The sequence below is a fragment of the Niallia oryzisoli genome (genome assembly GCF_036670025.1).
Classification (GTDB): Bacteria; Bacillota; Bacilli; order Bacillales; family Cytobacillaceae; genus Bacillus_BD; species Bacillus_BD oryzisoli.
In genome coordinates this window covers 5,842,757-5,862,857 of sequence record NZ_CP137640.1, presented here as the reverse complement: position 1 = coordinate 5,862,857, position 20,101 = coordinate 5,842,757, and the positions used below count along the sequence as shown (strand labels likewise).

14 protein-coding genes and 3 pseudogenes are annotated in these 20,101 nt (G+C 36.7%); 14 read left to right on the top strand and 3 right to left on the bottom strand.

All coding sequences use genetic code 11. The annotated features are described in order from the left end of the window. Positions 1-595: 595 nt before the first annotated feature. From R4Z09_RS29050 to R4Z09_RS29035, 4 genes and pseudogenes are all read left to right on the top strand, one after another. Positions 596-2,170: an alkaline phosphatase D family protein gene (locus tag R4Z09_RS29050; protein WP_338450128.1), complete on the top strand. Its 1,575-nt coding sequence runs from the start codon at positions 596-598 to the stop codon at positions 2,168-2,170. 331 nt (positions 2,171-2,501) lie between these two features. Further along, positions 2,502-2,774 carry a DUF1292 domain-containing protein gene (locus tag R4Z09_RS29045; RefSeq protein WP_338450127.1) on the top strand — a complete coding sequence of 91 codons (273 nt, stop codon included), beginning with the start codon at positions 2,502-2,504 and terminating at the stop codon, positions 2,772-2,774. A gap of 216 nt (positions 2,775-2,990) precedes the next feature. Continuing rightward, the gene (locus R4Z09_RS29040; RefSeq protein ID WP_338450126.1) at positions 2,991-4,805 is read left to right on the top strand and encodes a bifunctional UDP-sugar hydrolase/5'-nucleotidase; all 1,815 of its coding nucleotides are present in this window, start codon (positions 2,991-2,993) and stop codon (positions 4,803-4,805) included. 498 nt (positions 4,806-5,303) lie between these two features. Then, a pseudogene (locus R4Z09_RS29035) lies at positions 5,304-6,602 on the top strand (CitMHS family transporter). Between the two features lie 320 nt (positions 6,603-6,922). Here the strand turns inward: R4Z09_RS29035 and R4Z09_RS29030 are convergent. Beyond that, positions 6,923-7,477 carry a hypothetical protein gene (locus R4Z09_RS29030; RefSeq protein WP_338450125.1) on the bottom strand — a complete coding sequence of 185 codons (555 nt, stop codon included), beginning with the start codon at positions 7,475-7,477 and terminating at the stop codon, positions 6,923-6,925. A gap of 39 nt (positions 7,478-7,516) precedes the next feature. On the opposite strand from R4Z09_RS29030, the pseudogene R4Z09_RS29025 reads away from it, so the two are divergent. The 9 genes and pseudogenes from R4Z09_RS29025 to R4Z09_RS28985 form a co-directional block, all read left to right on the top strand. Next, positions 7,517-7,684 (top strand): annotated as a pseudogene (locus R4Z09_RS29025) (terminase large subunit); the annotation flags it as partial. Between the two features lie 451 nt (positions 7,685-8,135). Continuing rightward, entirely contained in the window at positions 8,136-8,831 is a 696-nt protein-coding gene (locus R4Z09_RS29020; protein WP_338450124.1) for a Na-translocating system protein MpsC family protein, read from the top strand. 114 nt (positions 8,832-8,945) lie between these two features. Beyond that, a complete protein-coding gene (locus R4Z09_RS29015) occupies positions 8,946-10,370 on the top strand; it encodes a PAS domain S-box protein (protein ID WP_338450123.1) in 1,425 nt (474 codons plus the stop codon). Between the two features lie 170 nt (positions 10,371-10,540). Further along, a complete protein-coding gene (locus R4Z09_RS29010) occupies positions 10,541-10,864 on the top strand; it encodes a metalloregulator ArsR/SmtB family transcription factor (protein ID WP_338450122.1) in 324 nt (107 codons plus the stop codon). 781 nt (positions 10,865-11,645) lie between these two features. Next, positions 11,646-12,560, top strand: a complete 915-nt coding sequence (locus tag R4Z09_RS29005; RefSeq protein ID WP_338450121.1) for an endonuclease/exonuclease/phosphatase family protein — start codon at positions 11,646-11,648, stop codon at positions 12,558-12,560. Between the two features lie 868 nt (positions 12,561-13,428). Beyond that, the gene (locus R4Z09_RS29000) at positions 13,429-14,955 is read left to right on the top strand and encodes a spore germination protein (protein WP_338450120.1); all 1,527 of its coding nucleotides are present in this window, start codon (positions 13,429-13,431) and stop codon (positions 14,953-14,955) included. A gap of 25 nt (positions 14,956-14,980) precedes the next feature. Further along, positions 14,981-16,174 (top strand): Ger(x)C family spore germination protein, encoded by a 1,194-nt coding sequence (locus tag R4Z09_RS28995; RefSeq protein ID WP_338450119.1) that lies wholly within the window; start codon positions 14,981-14,983, stop codon positions 16,172-16,174. A 6-nt stretch (positions 16,175-16,180) separates the two neighbouring features. Then, positions 16,181-16,414, top strand: a complete 234-nt coding sequence (locus R4Z09_RS28990; RefSeq protein ID WP_338450118.1) for a hypothetical protein — start codon at positions 16,181-16,183, stop codon at positions 16,412-16,414. A gap of 18 nt (positions 16,415-16,432) precedes the next feature. Beyond that, positions 16,433-17,557 (top strand): endospore germination permease, encoded by a 1,125-nt coding sequence (locus tag R4Z09_RS28985; protein WP_338450117.1) that lies wholly within the window; start codon positions 16,433-16,435, stop codon positions 17,555-17,557. A gap of 362 nt (positions 17,558-17,919) precedes the next feature. Here R4Z09_RS28985 and R4Z09_RS28980 read toward each other — a convergent pair. Further along, positions 17,920-18,857: pseudogene (locus tag R4Z09_RS28980) on the bottom strand (2-keto-3-deoxygluconate permease). A 187-nt stretch (positions 18,858-19,044) separates the two neighbouring features. After that, positions 19,045-19,341: a Gfo/Idh/MocA family oxidoreductase gene (locus R4Z09_RS28975; RefSeq protein ID WP_338453389.1), complete on the bottom strand. Its 297-nt coding sequence runs from the start codon at positions 19,339-19,341 to the stop codon at positions 19,045-19,047. 84 nt (positions 19,342-19,425) lie between these two features. Between R4Z09_RS28975 and R4Z09_RS28970 the strand changes: the two genes are divergently transcribed. Continuing rightward, the gene (locus tag R4Z09_RS28970; RefSeq protein WP_338450116.1) at positions 19,426-19,827 is read left to right on the top strand and encodes a FadR/GntR family transcriptional regulator; all 402 of its coding nucleotides are present in this window, start codon (positions 19,426-19,428) and stop codon (positions 19,825-19,827) included. The last annotated feature ends 274 nt before the right edge of the window (positions 19,828-20,101 follow it).

The following is a 20,101-nucleotide window of genomic DNA, read 5'->3' as shown; positions in this document are numbered from 1 at the left end:
TATGAAACATCAGGACCGTCGCCGCGTTTCAAAACCAAGTGGAAATAAATTAACAGAATACGACGAATTAATTGTAAATCTTATGACTTTTTACAAAATTTAATAAGAAATTTATTACATTTTTACATATATTAATTAGATGTATATAAAACTTTGATACTCTAGAGAGGCTAGCAAAATATAAAACCCAATAAATAGGATTGATTGTCCTTAATAATCATACTTGGGTTGAAATGATTACTTGATCAATTAATACCCCTTTATCCTTCAGAGATTTACTGAAATAAGTAAAGCCGCCGGCCACAAAATAAAGGAAATTCAAAAATTAACTAAAGTACTATTTTATTTAAAGGGTTAAATAAGCCTATAAAAAAATGAAAATTCAGAAAAAATATTTCGTAAATCAGTAATTGTTATTTCCGTTTTAGATTCATAGTTTGAAAGAGTTAAACAAACACATCCTTAGAGATTACTATACTCTCATTCGTCGTGCATTTTTCACACAAAAAAAAGAATTCTTGATCTAGTTGAAACGAGTATTTACTAGCTAATACAGACTTGATTATAGCTTATATTTGTACAAGGAGTGACAAAATTGAACAATAATGAACATGGAATAGGATCAAAGATAAGCAGAAGAAATTTTCTAGGAGCCTCTAGCAAGGCGGCAGTTGCTGTAACGATAGGAATGACGATTCCTTTCTCAATTGGGGAAAAGGAAGCAGCGGCAGCTAAGTTTCCTAGCTATCCTTTCACATTAGGAGTTGCATCAGGGGACCCATTACCGGAGAGTGTTGTGTTATGGACAAGACTTGCTCCAGATCCTCTAGCAGCAGATGGTCTTGGAGGAATGACTGAAGAAGAGGTTATCGTTAAATGGGAAGTAGCTGTAGATGAACAGTTCAAGACGATTGTTAAAAGAGGTCATGAAGTTGCAACCCCTGACTATGCCTATTCCATTCATGCTGAAGTATATGGGTTGGAACCTGGAAAAGAATATTACTACCGATTTAAGTCAGGTAATGACTTCAGTCCGGTAGGAAAAACCAAAACAGCCCCAGCTTATGGGAGCCAACTGGACCAGTTAAATTTTGCTTTTGCCTCTTGTCAGAATGTTCCTGCAGGCTATTACACAGCTTACGATCATATGGTGAAAGAAGATCTAGACCTTGTTATTTTCCTTGGTGACTATATTTATGAGAATGGTGGTCAAGGAACGATTGGAAGAGGGCATGTGCCTGCAAAGGAGATCTTTACTTTAGAAGACTACCGGGTTCGATATGGTCAGTATAAGAGTGATCCGTCGCTTCAGGCAGCCCATGCAGTGTTCCCATGGATCGTGACTCTTGATGATCATGAACTGGAGAACAACTTTGGGGGCGATGCAACAAATTATCCGAATAAGTACGCCTCAAAAGAAGAATTTTTGGCACGAAGGGAAGCAGCCTTTCAAGCCTATTATGAACATATGCCGCTAAGACGTTCTGCGCTTCCTTCTGGTATTGATATGCAGGTCTATCGTCGTTTCAATTTTGGCAATCTCGCTGAATTTAATGTTTTAGATACTAGACAATATCGGACGAATACTACCTCCGATCGATTAGACCCCAACAAGACCATGATGGGGGAAGTGCAAGAGAGCTGGCTTTATGATGGGCTTAGTCGTTCCAATGCCCATTGGAATATTCTCGCTCAGCAAGTACTCATGGCTCAACGTGACACGAAATTAGGGGAAGGTTATGAGTTTGCTACTGATAACTGGAACGGATATGTAGCTAATCGAGATCGCTTATTTAACTGTATAACAGAAAACGATCTAAACAATGTGGTTGTTATTACGGGCGACTCTCATCGAAATTGGGTCAACGACTTGAAAGAAGACTTTTTTAATCTAGATTCCCGTACTTTAGCTACGGAATTTGTCGGTACAAGTATTTCATCAGGTGGAGACGGAAAAGATATGGATCAAGCAGGTATCGATATCATGTCTGAAAATCCGCATGTCAAATGGATGAATAATCAGCGTGGATATGTACGTTGTCAGCTTACACCAGAACAATTGCGTGCCGATTTTATGGTTGTTCCTCATGTTACAATGCCAGGTGCACCTATTTCAAATCGTGCATCATTTATAGTTGAGAATGGAAAGCCAGGAGCTGTTCGAATATAATTAGATTTTCCTAATAGAAGTAAATGGAAATCCAACATCTAATTCGTAAGTGGATTCCATTGCGAGTTCCAATTCTGACCGGTCAGATTATGTTATCATGTACAGAATCCTCCTTAAACAAACAATTGATTTATAAAAAACTGGCATCTAATCAATTGTTTATTAAAACAGCTGAGCGTTTTTTAATAGAAAGAGTTTGGAGCCGGTCTATTACTTTGCTAAGGGTCCGGTGCTTTTACATAATTAATTGCTTTTCCTCCATGAATCATAACTGATTGGGAGATAAATGAAATGATACTTTGATATTTATCAAAGGAGAGGGGTTTTTGTCATGGAAAAGATTGAAGTTGGAGAAATCATTACGATTAGCGATGAAAATGACGAAGAGATGGAAGTTGAAGTGCTAGCTTCTATGAATATTGAAGGTACAGACTATGTGGCAGTGGCCTTTCTTGAGGATGACCAGGAAGAAACAGATGAAGACATCGATATCTTCTTTTTTAAAGTAGACCAGGATGGTGACTTCACTGCGATAGACAGTGACAATGAATTCGATAAAGTCTCCGCAGTTTTTGAAGAAATGATGGATGAAGAAGAGGAATAGAATTTACGATGAATAAAATTTTTCAAATAGGCGCCTAATTAGCGCCTATTTATATGGATATTTCCCAACATACAAGTAAACATAAAAAGAGGACCAAAATAAAATAGAGTGCTGCTCAAAAAAAGGAATTTTCCAATAATTTACATCCTGTTAACCAGAACTTAACACATGTTAGCTACTATTTTTAATAGACCAATATCTAAGGAGGAAATACGATTGAAAAAAGCATTCAAACGTCTATGTGCAGCCTCTACTGTCGCCATACTTAGCAGCAGTATCTTTATGAGTACTTCTCAAACTTTTGCATCCGAAAATGATGGACAAGCAGTATCCAATAACGGTAAAGGAAACACCGAGCTTGTCAATCTCCAATTACTAAGCTTAACAGACTTCCATGGGTACCTTCAGGCATTAAATGACAAGTCTAATGGTCAAATTATGACGACAGATGGCCCACTTACTGTTGGCGGTGCGGCGTATGTGGCCGCTCATATTAATAAGCTAAAAGCTGGGAACGAAAACTCAATCCTTTTTTCGGCGGGTGACGACTTCAGCGGCTGGCCTTTTGAAGTGGCATCACATCACAATGAACCCACAATTGAATTCCTCAATGCAATAGGATTAGACTTTTCTGTTGCTGGCAACCACGAGTTCGATGCTTCAAAGGAATTCCTTACCGAACATATCATGAAGGGAAAAACCTTTGGAGTCCGCAATGTTGACAGTTCTTTCACCGACTCCAAGGGGAAAAAATTTAAAGGGGCAGACTATGACTACCTTTCCGCCAATATTCGTGATGCACAAACTGGGCAATTAGTGTTAAAGCCTTATACGATTAAAAGAATCCATGATGGAAAAGGCGGTTCCATCCCTGTTGGTTTCATCGCTCTTACGACCCCAACAACCATAACAGGATCGACATCGTTTCAAGAAGGCGTCTTAACTGCTGATCCTCTTGTTGAAACAGCAAACAAATACGCTAAAGAATTGCAGGAAAAAGGGGTTGAAACGATTATTGCTGTTGTTCACGAGGGAGGATCAACAAAAAGTGACGGTACGGACATTAACGGTTCTGACAGTCCTTTTGGTCCTATTTTCGATTTTGCAAAAGAGGCATCACCAGCGATTGATGCAATTGTTTCCGGACATTGGCATGCTAAGTTTAATGCCTTCATTGAAGACCCTGCAGGCAACCCGCGTCCAGTGGTAGAAGCAGCCAATCATGGTCGCCTTCTCAACGAACTGAACTTGTCGATTGATCCGGATACCAAGGATGTTGTACGTAATTTGACTACATCCATGAACCACCCGGTTACACGTGATATACCAGCAGACCCAGAGATTGAAAAGATGGTATCTTACTGGGTAGAGCGTGGAAAGGCGCGCTGGGCAGAGCCGGTTGCAAAATTAACGGGCGATCTGACTAGAGCACGTAATGCAAACGGAGAAAGCACACTTGCAAATCTTGCGGCAGATGCTCACTATGCTTCTGGAAAAAAAGCGGATAATCCAGCTGAATTTGCTTTGACAGCAGCTAGTCCGTTACGGGGTGATTTACTATACAAAAAAGGCAGTAATGCTTCTGACAGTGACGGACAGATCCTATTTGGAGAGGCATGGCAAGCACATGGCTATCAAAATCCAGTATTGGTCGTAACATTAAGTGGGCAGCAAATAAAACAAATCCTTGAGGAGCAATGGAGAAAGAACGCAAACGGATCCGAAAGCTTTCACCCGCTCGCTGTTTCGTACAACGTCAAATATACTCACGATAAAAGCAAACCAATAAATGAGAGAATTGATCCAGAGAAGGTTATGATTAATGGGGAGCCACTCGACCTGGACGGCTCCTACCGGGTGGCATCACTAGCCTATTTAGTCATCGGAGCAGACGGATACCCGACATTTAAACAATATCGCGAACCTGTGCGGACTGAAGTAGATTATTGGGCGTTCCTCAACTATTTAAAAGAACAAAAAGTCATAGAACCACCAGCACTAAACCGAGTTACATCAGCATCAAATTCTTAATAATCAATAGTAAAAAGATCTATAGGTTTATCCTGCCAGGAAATAAAAAAGGAAAGCTCTGAGAGAGAATGTAGATTCTCTGCAGAACTTTCCTTGTTTTTTTCCACATATCTCAATATTTCTTTTGATCCTCATTTTTCTAATTTTTCTACTGGAACGAAGGACTTGTCCCGATGTCCCTTCTTTCCCATATATAAAGAATTCTCTTAAATAATTTTTTACTATATATATTTTCAATGGTATAATGGAAAATATTTTATTTTTTTGATTATTTTTGAAAATTCAGAGTTTGTTGGCCTGGTAAATAGTCTGGAGGGGGGGGCAACAGGGAAGTTATTTTTTATTTAAATTATCCGAATATTTAATTTATAAAGCCGATCGTTTTTTATCTATGTGATTGTGAAAATTGCAGAAAGAATTGTTTCATTAAAAATAAGGGCCTGTTTTGAAAAAGGTAGGCTAAATATTGTTTCGTTTTTAAAAGGGGGAAATTTTGAAATGTTGTCTTTTTTGGGCTTTTGCATGATTGCCACTTTTCTTTTATTAGTTATTTCTAAGCGTTTTTCAGTCATTGTTGCTTTCGTCTTTGTTGCTGTTGCTTTTGCATTAATCGGCGGGTTTAGCTCAGAGATGGGAAAGATGATGTTTGATGGTATTATTACAGTTGCACCTACGGCAATTATGATTGTTTTTGCAATTTTATATTTCGGATTGATGATAGATGTTGGTTTATTTGATCCCATGATTGCCTGAATCCTTCGTTTTGTTAAAGGTGATCCTTTAAAGGTTGTTATGGCAACTGCCATTATTACCATATTGGTTGGGTTGGATGGAGACGGTTCATCAACGTTTATGATTTCAATTTCAGCCATGCTTCCGCTTTACAAAAGATTAGGTATGAATCGCCTAGTTTTAGCATGTGTGGTTGCATTAGCAGCAGGTGTAATGAATATCATTCCATGGGGAGGACCTTTGGTAAGAGCTTCTGCGAGCCTTCAGGTAGAAGTGAATGATTTATTTATTCCGCTTATCCCAGTTATGATTGCGGGGCTTGTATGGACACTTTTTTCCGCCTATATACTTGGTAAGAAGGAACGGGATAGATTAGGTGTTATTCAATTGGAGTCCACTCACGCTTTCGCCGAACAAGCTGCAGCACTTGAAATCGATAAGAGATCTTCTAAATTATTTTGGTTTAACTTACTACTGACGCTTGCTCTTATGGTCATGTTGGTCATGGAGGTCTTGCCAATTCAGGTTTTGTTTGCCATTGCCTTTACGATTGCCTTGTTTGTAAACTTTCCTAATCCAATTAAACAACAAGAACAGATTTTAAGACATGCAAACAGCTATGTGACAATTAGTACGCTGGTATTCGCAGCAGGAATTTTTATAGGAGTATTCACCGGGACTAAAATGATGGATTCCATGGCAGCTACAATCGTTTCAGTTATTCCTGATTGGCTTGGTCCACACATGCCTTTAGTCGTTGCGCTTACTAGTCTTCCTCTTGGTTTTGTCTTTTCGCCTGATGTCTATTACTTTGGAATTCTTCCTATTATTAGTGAAACCGCATCTAGCTTTGGGATTAATCCAGTGGAAATAGGACGGGCAGCTTTATTGGGGCATTCAACAACTGGATTCCCACTGTCTCCTTTGGTTCCTGCTACATTTATTCTGATTGGATTAGTTGGAGTCGATTTTGGAGAACATCAAAAGTTTCTCTTTAAATGGGCGTTTGGAACGACTATAGTCATGACCATTGCGGCGATCCTGACAGGCGCGATTCCATTCTAAACGACGTCACTGGGACGCCCCGAAAAATCTTGTTTCACAAAATGTTCCACGTATTTATTTAACTGAAGTAGACCTGGGAATAAGACGCCCTAGGTCTACTTTTCATTTTTTCAATTATTTATATTTGAGAAATAGGAGGAAAGATTGGGATAGGGCGCCAGTCACTTCCCCGATTAATTTAGCAATCTTCTTATCCAACTGTTATCTGGGACTCCATATGTTGAATGGTGCTTAACAAGACTGATAGGGATATATTCACCGAGACTGTTTGGCAATGAAGGAAACCGAAGAAGAAAGAAAAAACGCCAAAGCGGCGTTTATTAAAGACGGTTCTTGTTATTCTTACCTTTTTGTTGATCATTGTTTTGATCTTCACCTGTAACTGCATCCACTACATTATTAACCACATTACTAATGCTATCACCGATTCGTTCAAAGATTCCATTATCTTGATTGTCAACTTTATTGTTATTGTTAGCTTGACGATGATTTTGGTTTTCGATTCCTATAATATTACCGATTTGTTCAAAGATTTCCCTATCCTGATTGTCCATTTTATCGTTATTGTTAGCTTGACGATGGTTTTGGTTTTCGATTCCTATAGTATTACCGATTTGTTCAAAGATTTCCCTATCCTGATTGTCCATTTTATCGTTATTGTTAGCTTGATGATGATTTTGGTTTTCGATTCCTATTGAATTACCGATTTGTTCAAAGATTTCCCTATCCTGATTGTCCATTTTATCGTTATTGTTAGCTTGATGATGATTTTGGTTTTCGATTCCTATGATATTACTGATCTCTTCTAAGATTTCCTTATCCTGATCGTCCATTCCATAGTTATTTATAGTTTTATGATTATTTTGGTTCTCCATTTTTCCACCTCCATTAAATAGATTGCGTAAATTTATGGCATTTATGCGATTGACGAATTTTATGGCCAAAAAATCAGCAATCGAGAGCTGGCAAAGTGGATTAAATAAAAAGGGTACGAATCAAATGAAATAACAGCAGATTCAGCTGAACCTAAATCTATAGCAGAACTAAAAAACGAGCAGAAAATCCAGTCACAGAAAGGATTGGTGCCGGTCACTCCCCAAAAAGTATTTATGATATTTTTTCGTTATAAAACTTTTCAATTGTAGGTAGTAATTAGAGTATAGTTCTTCGTGTAGAACTAATCTGTCTCCATTCCATTTTAGAACAACTACATAATAAGTATCTGCAATATACCTTTGCCTGAAGGCTATACCAACTTTTTTATTACTTAATAGCTTCATCATATGATACGGAACTTCTGTTACCATTTTAAAAGAATTATTATTCCATTAAAAAAATCTCTAGTTTATTTCCTGCTGAAGCATCAATTGTGACACCTAAAATGCTTAAGGTTAGTATTCACAATAATGTATGATCCTTCGATCCGAATGTTTAAAAAAGGCATTTTTGTTGAAAATATTGGTATATCTATCTAAACTAAAACTAGGGTAAAGGATATGACGCTTTTACCTCAAACAAGGATGTTGAAAATAAATGTCAAGTAATTCACAACAAACTGAATTGACTAGCTATATAGGGAAATTACTACGTGATAACTTTGGGAAAGGGCCAGAATCCGTTTTTGTTACAATCGAAAAGTCGGTTCTTACCGTTTATCTCCGAAATTTCATGTCACCTACTGAAAGAGTACTTATTGAACAAAATCAAGAAAAAATATTTCAACAAACAAGAGACTCCTTGATGAAAGTGCTTATCCCTGAAATAAAAGCTTATATTAAGATCTTGACGGGAATCGAAATTCGTGAATTCTACTATGACTGGGGAATACACAATAAATCAGGGATATTTGTAGGAATAAGTACGAACTTAGATACAGAAAACCTTTGGTTAACTGAAGAATATGAAGGAAAAGAAAAAGTCCATGAAGAAATATCTAATATTAGCCAACAGGTGGAAAAGGCCCCGGCTGAAATCTATTCATGCCAATTAAACCCTAGAACGATTCTCGTGATTCGTAACGATATCTTGGTAAATATTGAAAAACAGTTAATTAGAGAGGGATATCAGGAGATATTACTTATAGCAAAAAGAAGCTTGGAGAAAACGTACTTACATAATAATAACCACTTTGAATCACTTCTTAAAGCAAATGTAATTGACATTTTTGTTGACTGGGATTTTTTTAAAAATAAAAGTGCAATTGTTTTTATTATAAAGCCAAATTTATAAAATGGTGGAAATGAACTAAACGAATGGAGTTAGACATGAGCCAAATGAGAAGCTTTTGCTTCTTATTTGGCTTTTTATTTTGCTTTAAAAAAACAAAAAAGGGAGAAAAAAAATATGGATAAGATTGAACTAGAAAATCAACTATTAGTCCATGCCTTTGATTATGCTGCTATAGGCAAAGCTATAGTAGCTGTAGACGGAGCACTTTTAAAAGTTAATCACTCTTTATGTCATCTTCTTGGTTATCAGGAATCAGAATTATTGAAATTATCTTTTCGAGAAATTACACATCCTGACGATTTAGAGATTGATCAGTCTAAGCTAAGTTTGTTATTAGAGGGGAAAATTCATTCATTTCATACAGAAAAACGTTACGTACATAAAAACAATGATGAGATTTGGGCGTTATTGAGCCTGACCCTAGTAAGAAGTAATCAAGGAGATCCTTTGTATTTTGTTAGTCAGATACAGAATATTACCGATCTAAAACTGGCCGAAAAAAAAGTTTATGAGGGGGAAAAAAGATACCAGCGCATTGTAGAGGAATCCCCTGACGCAATAATTATCTTAAGAAAAGGAAGATGTTTCTTTATAAATGAAGCAGGTGTTGGACTTCTTGGGGCCTCTGCTAAAAAAGATATCATAGGAAAGTCCATATATGAATTTATAGACCATAGTGACTACGGCAAATTACAAAATCTTGTAGAAAATAAAATACGTAGTGAGTCAGTGGGTCCGATAGAGGAAAGATTTGTCCGGTTTGATGGGAAAGAAATTGATGTAGAAATAAAAACAATTCCTACTATTTATAAGGGCCAACCAGCTATACATGCAATTGTAAGGGATATTAGTGAAAGGAAACAGACACAGGAACTTATGATAAACTCTGAAAAACTTACTGTTGCTGGACAATTAGCTGCTGGCATTGCCCATGAAGTAAGAAACCCTTTAACGGCCATTAAAGGATTTCTTCAAATAATGGAAAGTGAGTTAAAAGACCAAAAGATGTATTTTGACATTATTTCATCTGAAATGAATCGAATTGAAATGATTTTAAATGAGCTACTTGTCCTTTCAAAACCACAACAAATATCAAAATATAGCCAAGGTAACCTTAAAGATATTTTAGAGCAAATTGTCACTCTGCTACAGACCCAGACGAATATGAATAGTATTGAGATCATAACAAAAATCGAGCCTAATTTACCGTTGATTAGCTGTGATGAAAATCAACTAAAACAGGTTTTTATCAACTTTTTAAAAAACTCAATTGAAGCTATGCCAAAAGGTGGGGCAATCACCATTGAAGTACAAAGTAAAAATTCGGAGTCACTCATCGTTCGAATTGTAGATCAAGGACACGGTATTCCCGAGCATATATTAAAAAAAATCGGAACCCCCTTTTTTACTACAAAAGAAAATGGAACAGGTTTGGGGCTTATGATTTGTAACCAAATAATTGAACAACATAAAGGAAAAATAAATATAGAAAGTTGCTCAAAAGGAACTACTATAGAAATTGATTTACCAGTTTCGTAGATTGTTACTTTCTCTTTTTCTTATTTAACAAATGAAATAGTCCCCTTTGTTTGGTGTGATGTGGATACTAGAGACGATCTTTTCTTAAAATGTTCGTGGCTACCCAAGACTTTTAAAGCATTATTTATGCAATAAGGAAATTCAAATATAACCAATAAGGAGTTAATAAAATGGATTATGAATTGCAAAAATTTAAAGCAGATTTTTTTAAAGCCCTTTCTAATCCCATTCGTATTAAAATTTTAGAGGTACTTTCTAATGGAGAAATGGGTGTAAGTGAAATTCAAAGGGTAATTGGCAATGAAAGTTCTACTGTTTCTCAACAACTTAAGGTATTAAGAAACAAAAATATTGTTGTTGGTACAAAAAGCGGTAATCGTGTCATTTATTCATTACGGGACCCGCTAATAATTGATTTACTTTTGGTCGCTAGGCAAATTTTTAATAGTCACCTAATCGGAACTATTCAAATACTAGATAGATCTAAAGATTGAGGAACAAGAACTTTAGCAATAGTATTAGAGATTAAATGGAAGTTTACTGTTATTACCATTCCCAAATGACAAAAGTTGACGGTATTTCCTGGCTGGGATTAGACAATTATAATGTCTATATATTTCAAAATATTTGGTATTTATAATTATGGAGAAAGGAAAAGAACGCCTCCCATTATGTATATCTGCTCAAACAGATATACGGGAGACGTCCCCTCAAAAAAATCAACTATAGGCCACAATTTATAGTTAATAAATCAACTTTGCGTACGCTCATCTGATGGCAATCGTTCAATCGATGATTCAAGGTCGGGGACATTAAATGAATTAGCTTCTGGTAATGTTCTCACCTTACAAAAGCTCACAGGAGCTCGATGTGAGTTAGTTAACGAACGTTTGGTTTGGAGTACATTGTATTCATATCAACAATAAGGGAATTGCAGGGCCGGTTTCAACTGATATTTGAAGCATAGTTACTTCACAGCAGGTCATCTAACACACGATTGGTTCAAAAGACCTGAAAAACTCAGTTTATTTACCCCACTGTAAAGATTATGACATCAATTAATCTTTTCATTTATTTCCCTAGGAAAAATATCCCGAATAAATTTACTTTTCATTTTCTTTTTCTCCTGCTTTTTTCTTTCGATTTATTGATGTCATTAAGTTCTATGCACTTCTTATAATATTTACATGATTAAATCTATTAATAACATTCTATTAACATAGGAAAGGTATCCTTTAACTGTAATACATATTCAAATATCGAGGAGGAATTAAAGTGAAGAAGGTTTTAAAGCCCCTATTTTTAATGGTGGCCGGTTTACTAGTTTTCCTAAGTGGTTTGTTCCCGGGAACGTCAACAGGGTTTGCTGCAGAAAATAATGACCAATCGACGGTGGTAGATGTAAAAGCGATGACTTTTAATCTAAGATACAAAAATAATAATGATCCCTCACCACACACTTGGGATGAAAGGGTTCCTACCATTAAAAAACTGATTAATATGGAGAATCCTGATATCATTGGGACGCAAGAAGTGTTATATACACAACTACAAGATTTAGAAAATACTTTGCCTCAGTATAATTGGATTGGATTAGGTCGTGAAGGCGGAAATCGTGGAGAATACTCTGCTATTTTTTATAATGAAAAGGATTACACCGTATTAGAGTATGATCACTTTTGGTTATCAGATACACCAGAAGTAATTGGTTCAAAAACATGGGGAAACAATATTCCAAGAATGGTTACTTGGGCTAAGTTTCTTGATAAGAAAAGCAACCAACAGTTCTATTTCGTCAATACACACTTTGACCATCAATCGACCAATGCAAGAGAAAAAAGTGCAGAATTAATTCTTGAAGTAACAAAAGAATTTGACCCAGAGTTACCAGTTATTTTAACAGGCGACTTCAATGCTGGCCCAGAGAGTCTTCCACATCAAATTTTAACAAATGGAGGATTTGATGATTTATGGGAAACAGCTGAGACAAGAATCAATGAAGATTTAGGAACATTTAATGGTTTTGATGATCCTACTGGTGAAGGACCTGACAGACGTATTGACTGGATTCTCGGAAAAGGAAACCTTACAACTAATGAAATTGAAATCGTTAACTATCAGAAGAATGGACAATTTCCAAGTGATCATTTCCCAGTAATTGCTGACATCACCTTAACCTACAATAAATAAAAGATAAAATGAGCCAAGACCATTGATATAGTTGAATGGTGCTTGGCTTTTTTTGAGTGCAAGTCCTTTTGCTGCTTAGGTTCTTCCTCCTGTTACAATGAAATGAATCTAATTATCTTGGGTTGCTGTTATTCTTGGTGCACTATTAATCTTCTCTTTATTACATCAGCCATTTACTTAATCTAGTGAACTGAGTTCAGGAATAACAAAGGTTAAATTTATAAAAAGCTCCCTCCTTTATTTAACTAGGAGGGAACGTTTTCTCGCGATAAGTCAGCCCAGTATGATTAAATTCTTTTACCAAATCCTTCTATCTATAAGCCGTTAATTCCATATCACAGATAATATCATTAATGGTCTTTTCCAATTCATCTTCCGTTTCATAAGAGACATAGAGTTCATACTCGCTTGGGTTATACTCTTATCTTAAAACAAAATGCTAAGAGCAATTATCACTAAAATTAAACGATCGATAACTCAAAAAATAGCTTTTACTGTATCCCCGGAATCCCCCTAGAGTAAAATGGATTCTTTGCGTGTTGTGCTCCACTTTCTTCACTTCATCTACTACTACTACTACTATGAAAAGGCTGGACACTTATCAACACTTCCACCCCAGCTCAGCTTTATGAAACTAAGGTGAAAAAGGAATAAAGTGTGTAAAGTTGGTTTAGTAATTATCCAACTGTTAATACTGAATATTAGCTTCAATAATATAAAAGTGGTTGATTTTTTATTTTTGGGATTCATTATTTATACAGCGAGGTGGCTAGCACTGAAATCTCGAGCTCCGATCTCCGTAAAAAAATTATTAAAAGATAAACAATCTATCAAATCTCAAAAGGAAATCACAAACAAAAAACAAAATATGGATTCTCAACAACAAGAGAAAATCTCTTCAGATTTGAAATTTAATTTAGATCACATAAAAAAAACGCTTGGGAATAGTACGGATATTGTCATAAGGGAATTCCAAGCTGGCAAAAATGGAGAGTTTGAAATAGCTGTTGTTTATACAGATGGACTAACGGATTCCGCAGGTCTACAAGAGTTTGTGTTAGAAACATTGATGGTGAAAATTCGAGATGTCGAAATTGATTCAAATGTCTTTCATTCATTGAATTGGATGGAAGCTTTAAAAAAAGAATCTTTACCTGTCTCAGGAATTACAGATATAAGCGATTACCAAAAATTATTTTTACTCTTGTTATCAGGAGATGCCATTATCTTAGTTAATGGTTTTTCAAAAGGAATGGCGATTAGTTTTAGAGTTTGGGCAGATCGAGGTGTTAACGAGCCTTCTTCTCAAACGGTTGTGAGAGGCCCAAAGGATGGATTTACCGAGACGCTTAGGAAGAATACGGCTCTAATCCGCCGTAGGATAAAAGATCCGAACCTATGGCTTGAGACAAAGCAAATTGGAACAAAGACACAAACAGATGTGTCCATTATGTTTTTAAAAGGCGTTGCCAATGAAAAAATCGTCAACGAAGTACGTGAACGTATTAACCGGATTAACATCGATGCCATCCTTGAAAGTGGATATATAGAAGAGCTGATTCAGGATAACCAGTACTCCCCTTTCCCAACCGTCTATAATACGGAAAGACCTGACGCAGTTGCTTCAGCGATATTAGAAGGAAGAATTGCGATTCTTGTAGATGGAACACCCTTTGTCCTTATTGTTCCAGCTCTCTTTGTCCACTTCTTTCAATCAAGTGAAGATTATTATCAAAGGGCAGATATCTCATCATTCGTACGTTTACTTCGGTATTTTGCTTTTTTCCTAGCGTTGTTGACACCTTCAGCCTATATCGCAGTGACAACATTTCACCAAGAAATGCTGCCGACTGAATTACTGATCAGCCTTGCAGCCCAGCGTGAAGGTGTTCCTTTTCCAGCCGTTGTTGAGGCGATCATGATGGAGGCAACCTTTGAAATATTGCGTGAGGCAGGGGTTCGAATGCCAAGAGCGGTTGGTTCAGCGATATCGATTGTCGGAGCTTTGGTTATTGGGCAAGCAGCTGTTGAGGCAGGAATTGTTTCGGCAACAATGGTAATTGTCGTCGCGTTAACAGCAATCTCGAGCTTTGTCTCTCCTGCCTTTAATATGGCAATTGCGGCAAGACTTATACGCTTTCCGCTCATGATTCTTGCAGCCTCATTCGGTTTGTTTGGGATTATTTTAGGGCTCATTGTGATGGTCCTTCATTTAAATAGCCTCAGATCATTCGGAATCCCTTATTTGGCACCGAATGCGCCATTTATTTTACAAGACCAAGCGGACAATTTTATACGTCTGCCCCGTTGGGCATTTTATCGAAGACCACGCTTAATTAATCAAAAAAAGCTAAACCGGGAAGATACACCGATTCCAAAACCACCAAATTCGTAAAAGCCTATGATATGAGGGATAGAGTTTGAAAAAAACAATTTGTTTATGTATTATATTTGTTTTCATAAGCGTTTTTTTAAGCGCGTGCTGGAGCAGAAAAGAGTTAAACGAACTCGCTATTGCTACTGCATTAGGGGTAGATAAAAAAGAAGATGGATATCTTTTAACCGTACAAATTATTAATCCTTCAGAGCTCGCTGGTAAAGTCAAATCTGGCCGAACGGAAGTTGTCAGGTTTATGCAAACAGGAGAAACACTATTTGAAGCCGGGAGAATACTTTCCACAGACGCACCAAGAAGAATTTATCTAGCACATCTTCGTCAAATTATCTTTGGAGAAGAAATGGCAAAAGAAGGGATTGGAAAAGCGCTCGACCTCCTTTCAAGACATCCCGAAATGCGGACAGATTTCTATATTTCTGTCGCTAAGGGAAGCACTGCCTCTGAAATTTTGAATGTTCAAACTGCTCTAGAGCCCATACCAGCAAATCAACTTTTTGGTGCCTTACAAAATTCTGAAGATATTTGGGCCCCAACTAAGACGGTTGAATTAGACGAGTTAATTTCGAGTATTACCAGCAAAGGACAGGAAGCTGTATTAATGGGGATCTATAAATACGGTAAAACTGAATCTGCCAGTAAGTTTTCCAATGTGCAAGATGTTTCGCCTGAATCCGGACTAAGAATCGACAAAATTGCCGCTTTTAAGAAGGACAAACTTTTAGCGTGGTTAAGCAGTGATGAGAGCACAGGTTATAATTACATAACAGATAATGTTAAAAGTACGATTGTAAACATCCCGTGTGAATCTGGGAAAATCTCAGTTGTCACAATCCACTCTAAAACTGATGTCACTGGAAAAATTGAAAATGGTAAACCGAAAATAGACATACACATCACTTCGGAAGGAAATATTGGCGAAGTTCAATGTAAGGTTGATTTATTGAAACCGGAAACCATTAGAGATATAGAAGAAAAATACCAAAAATCTATAACAGAGAATGTAGAGAAAGCCCTTAATCGCGCCCAAGAGGATTTCCAATCCGACATCTTTGGTTTCGGGGAAGCCATTCATCGGGCAGATCCTAGAGCTTGGAAACAGCTTGAACCGAATTGGGAACAGGAATTTGCCAATTTAGAAGTAAATATTGAAGTAACAGCAGCTATTCGCAGGTTAGGTACGATTACAGAAACCTTTTACGAAGAAATCAAGGAGTAAGTAACGATGTTGAAAATCATTGGAATTTTGCTTATTGGAGCGATTATTTCCTTTTTCGAAATCCGTCCTCTTATAAAAAAGAAGTGGTGGAGAGAAATAGTTGTCTATTTTCTATTGCTTTCAACTGGACTTACATTATCTATTTTGCTCATTAAAAATGTTGCCATTCCAACACCCTTAGATGTACTAATAAAAATTTATAGTCCCATTACTTCTTTCGTGGATCGGTTATTATCTTAGGATGGAGGCTTACCCATAATGCTTGAAAAGGGGAAAATTAATGCCGGTGAATTTCATATTTTAGTTATCGTGTATACGATCGGAAGCTCGATCCTTGTTTCCCCTTCTTTATTGGCATCGATAGCTGAGCAGGATGCCTGGATTGCTTCCATTTTGGCGATAATCATTAGTTTATCGTTTATTTTTGTATACAATCATTTGGCATCCCTATATCCAGAGATGACATTTATCGAATACAATGAAAAAATTTTAGGGAAATGGGTTGGCAAAATCACGTCTCTCCAATATATTTATTTTTTCTTCTACCTTTCATCTGAGTTGTTGAGGGAAATAGGAGACTTTTTCACCACGCAAATCTTAGTTGAAACACCGCTCCAAATAGTTATGATTATGTTTGTAGTGGTTAGCTTACTAGGAGTCCGGTTAGGGCTAGAAGTCATTTGCCGTACAGCGGTAATCTTTTTTCCTTGGACGATCGGGTTAATTTTTTTGTTATTTTTATTTCTCATTCCGGAAATCAAAATAGAAAATATCCAGCCAATGTTAGGGGAAGGACTAAAACCCACTCTAAAGGGAGCATACCATATTTTAGGACTACCCTATTTGGAACTTGCCATATTTTTAATGATTAAGCCATATATAACGGATAAAGAAAAAACAAAAAAAGCTTTCTATCTGGGCTTCATCACTGGCGGACTCATCCTATCTAGTATCGCGGCTTTATCCATTTTTGTATTGGATCCTGCTACAACCGCAAGACAAGCCTACCCATCTTACATATTGGGGAAAAAAATCAGCATTGGCGATTTTTTAGAACGGATTGAAGTCATTGTTGCCATCATTTGGTTTTTTACCATTTACTTTAAGCTGACGATTTCCTTTTATGGGATTTCACTTGGACTTGCGCAAGTATTAGAGCTAAAGGACTATAAAATCCTACTTTTCCCTTTAGCTTTTTTGATTATTAGCTTTGCCATCTTTACCCACCCAAACATTGTTCATTTTCGACAATTTGTCCTTAAAGCATGGACGCCTTATTCGTTAACGGTTTGTCTTTTTCTTCCGCTGCTGTTATTAGTGATAGGTAAAATTAAAAAAAACAAAAGACCCGGTCACAGTGACGCCCATACCCGGTCACAGTGACGCCCCGAAAAATCTTGTTTCACAAAATTTTTCAAGCGTTCATTATCATCAATGTAGAAAGAATGATTATAGAGAATTGAAAGTGTCCAGAACATACTTGGGAAGATATAAATATAAAGGTTCTGGTACAAAAAGAATCAGACAGACAATCCATTATGGATATTACCTTCCTTATGGGCAATTTTTATTCGGAATAAAAAATTAATAACAAATTTTCGTTATATAAAAACCATAGATGTTCGGTATTAGCCTTATGTTTCTGTTTATATTTTGACAAAATTCGAGGTTTGTACCAGCACCGAATAGACTATTAAAGCCCCACAAAAAGTCTATTCATGACTTCTAGTGGGGCTTTGATTAACTTACTCGCTACTTCCAATTGCTATCTCCGAATGGGCTAGATCAGGCTCTTTTTTCTTTTTCTTTTGACGTTTATAAACTAATGTTGTTAGTAAAGGGGTTAAAATAACAGAGATAATCATTGCTGCTGCCACTTGAAGAGTGGCAATAGGGGCTATAGCAGCAAACGTTGGATCTGCCATTGCAACCGCCTTTGGTGTAGCTACTGTATTTCCAGCAATCCCAGATGCAGCAACACCAGCAACTCCAGTACCACCAGTCAATCTATCAGCAATCATACATACAATGCCCGTGAGTAACACAGTTACAATTCCTAAAATAATGCCACCCCATCCTGCAGATACGATAGATATTAAATGAATCGTATTTCCTAATGCGAAACCAAAGAACGGAACAAAAATATCTTGATGTTTAGAACAAAATTCACGGATGTCTTTGTCCAAGTTTCCTAAAATTGCTCCTAAGGAAATAGGAATAATAACAGAGATCATTGTCAGATATGGAATATTAGCCAACCCAGCACCAGCTAGTACTAGCATTGTAAGAAATGGTCCTGTTTCAATACTTTGAACAACATAGGAACCAGTATCATTTTCATCACCCATACTGCTCGTTAATGCAATAAATAAACCTCCATTTGTATCGTTCATGGCTGCAAGAATCGCTAGGCTGATAATCCCCAAAGGTCACCATTAAATAGCGTGGCAACTGTCATCGCAACTGCAGTAGCAATGCCCACTTTTGCAAGCATAATAGAAAAACCTTTTTTCAGCATCACAGGGGTACCTTTTAAGGTCATTTTCGATCCTACACAAAACAGGAATGCTGCTATAAGAGTGGGAAACCCTACGGCACCCAAAGATTGAGTGAAACCTCCGATATTAATAATTTGAGGAAAAAATGTATTAATGATTGCGCCAATAAATAGAGGAACAAGCATCAATCCTCCAGGTATTTTCTGAACACGTTCTAAAATTTTCATAATACCCTTCCAATTTCATTATTATATAACCCGATTGTACCAAACCGAATATGATCCGGGTTGGTCAATGCTGAATACGAACAATACTGGAATTACTTAAATAGGGTCTTGATTTGACAATTTCTAAATAGATTACCTATTTGGATTAGTTCACCGTTGACAGAGAGTCTTCTAACATAATTACTCGTTTTTCTACAGCTGATTTTTGAGCAGCTTCAATAATCTTTAATTGAGTCATAATCTTTTCACCAGACGTAAGAGGTTCTCTATCCTCAATAACGGAATCAACAAACTCTTTCATTTGAATAGCGAAATTGTGAGGTTCAGAGGCACCAGACATGATAAGCTCCCCATTTACATATAAGTCAGTATCTGCTGTTCCAATTAGACCCACATGGTCACCTGATTGACTCCACTTTATCGTGCCTTTTTTTCCAATAATATTTCCTTCATGAATTGGATAGCTATTATTAATTCCTAAGAAACATGTTGCTTTTTAATAAGTGAGGAAACGGTTCTTGAGCTTATGGAGGCCCGTAAATCATTGGAGATTTCAATTTCAAGAATGGCCGTGATAAAAAGAACAGAGGAAGACTTGAAAAAACTAGAAGAAAATCTAAACAATATGGAGTTAAATATAACAAATGCGAATGAAAGTAAAAAAATTGATATACTTTTTCATAGGATTTTAGCACAATCAACCCACAATTCTATTATGGTTCGTTTATTGGAAACAATATCGGAACAAATGGACAAAGCAATGGAAGAAATACGCAGGATTTCATTTAATCGACCAGGTTTAACGAAAAGAATCCTTGAAGAACATCGTAGTATTTATCAGGCAGTAGTGGAGAAAAATCCAATATTAGCTCAACAAAATATGTTAGATCATCTTGAACATTTTGAGAATGAAATGATCGAGTATTAAAAAACAAAAAGAGAAATGATTTAGGGTGTCACTCACCGAAAAATCTTGTTTCACAGAATGTTTCACACGTTTAATCGAAGTGATTGTACAAAGCAGACCTGGTACTTAGGGTGGTACCAGGTCTGCTTTGTAGATTTAAAGGAAAAGGTTTATTCAGATGCTATCGAAAGAACAAGAGCCGTGAAATATATTCTCCGCACTTTCCAAAGTTAATCCACTAAATTTTATGTTACTATTTAAATAGATTAGTAAAGTGAGAGTTAGGAGAATTAGA

Coding starts and splice junctions, on each gene's coding strand:
- R4Z09_RS29000 (WP_338450120.1), top strand. CDS start 13,429: ATGGATTCTCAACAACAAGAGAAAATCTCTTCAGATTTGAAATTTAAT.
- R4Z09_RS28985 (WP_338450117.1), top strand. CDS start 16,433: ATGCTTGAAAAGGGGAAAATTAATGCCGGTGAATTTCATATTTTAGTT.
- R4Z09_RS28990 (WP_338450118.1), top strand. CDS start 16,181: ATGTTGAAAATCATTGGAATTTTGCTTATTGGAGCGATTATTTCCTTT.
- R4Z09_RS28970 (WP_338450116.1), top strand. CDS start 19,426: ATGGAGGCCCGTAAATCATTGGAGATTTCAATTTCAAGAATGGCCGTG.
- R4Z09_RS29030 (WP_338450125.1), bottom strand. CDS start 7,477: ATGGAGAACCAAAATAATCATAAAACTATAAATAACTATGGAATGGAC.
- R4Z09_RS29015 (WP_338450123.1), top strand. CDS start 8,946: ATGGATAAGATTGAACTAGAAAATCAACTATTAGTCCATGCCTTTGAT.
- R4Z09_RS29020 (WP_338450124.1), top strand. CDS start 8,136: ATGTCAAGTAATTCACAACAAACTGAATTGACTAGCTATATAGGGAAA.
- R4Z09_RS29045 (WP_338450127.1), top strand. CDS start 2,502: ATGGAAAAGATTGAAGTTGGAGAAATCATTACGATTAGCGATGAAAAT.
- R4Z09_RS29010 (WP_338450122.1), top strand. CDS start 10,541: ATGGATTATGAATTGCAAAAATTTAAAGCAGATTTTTTTAAAGCCCTT.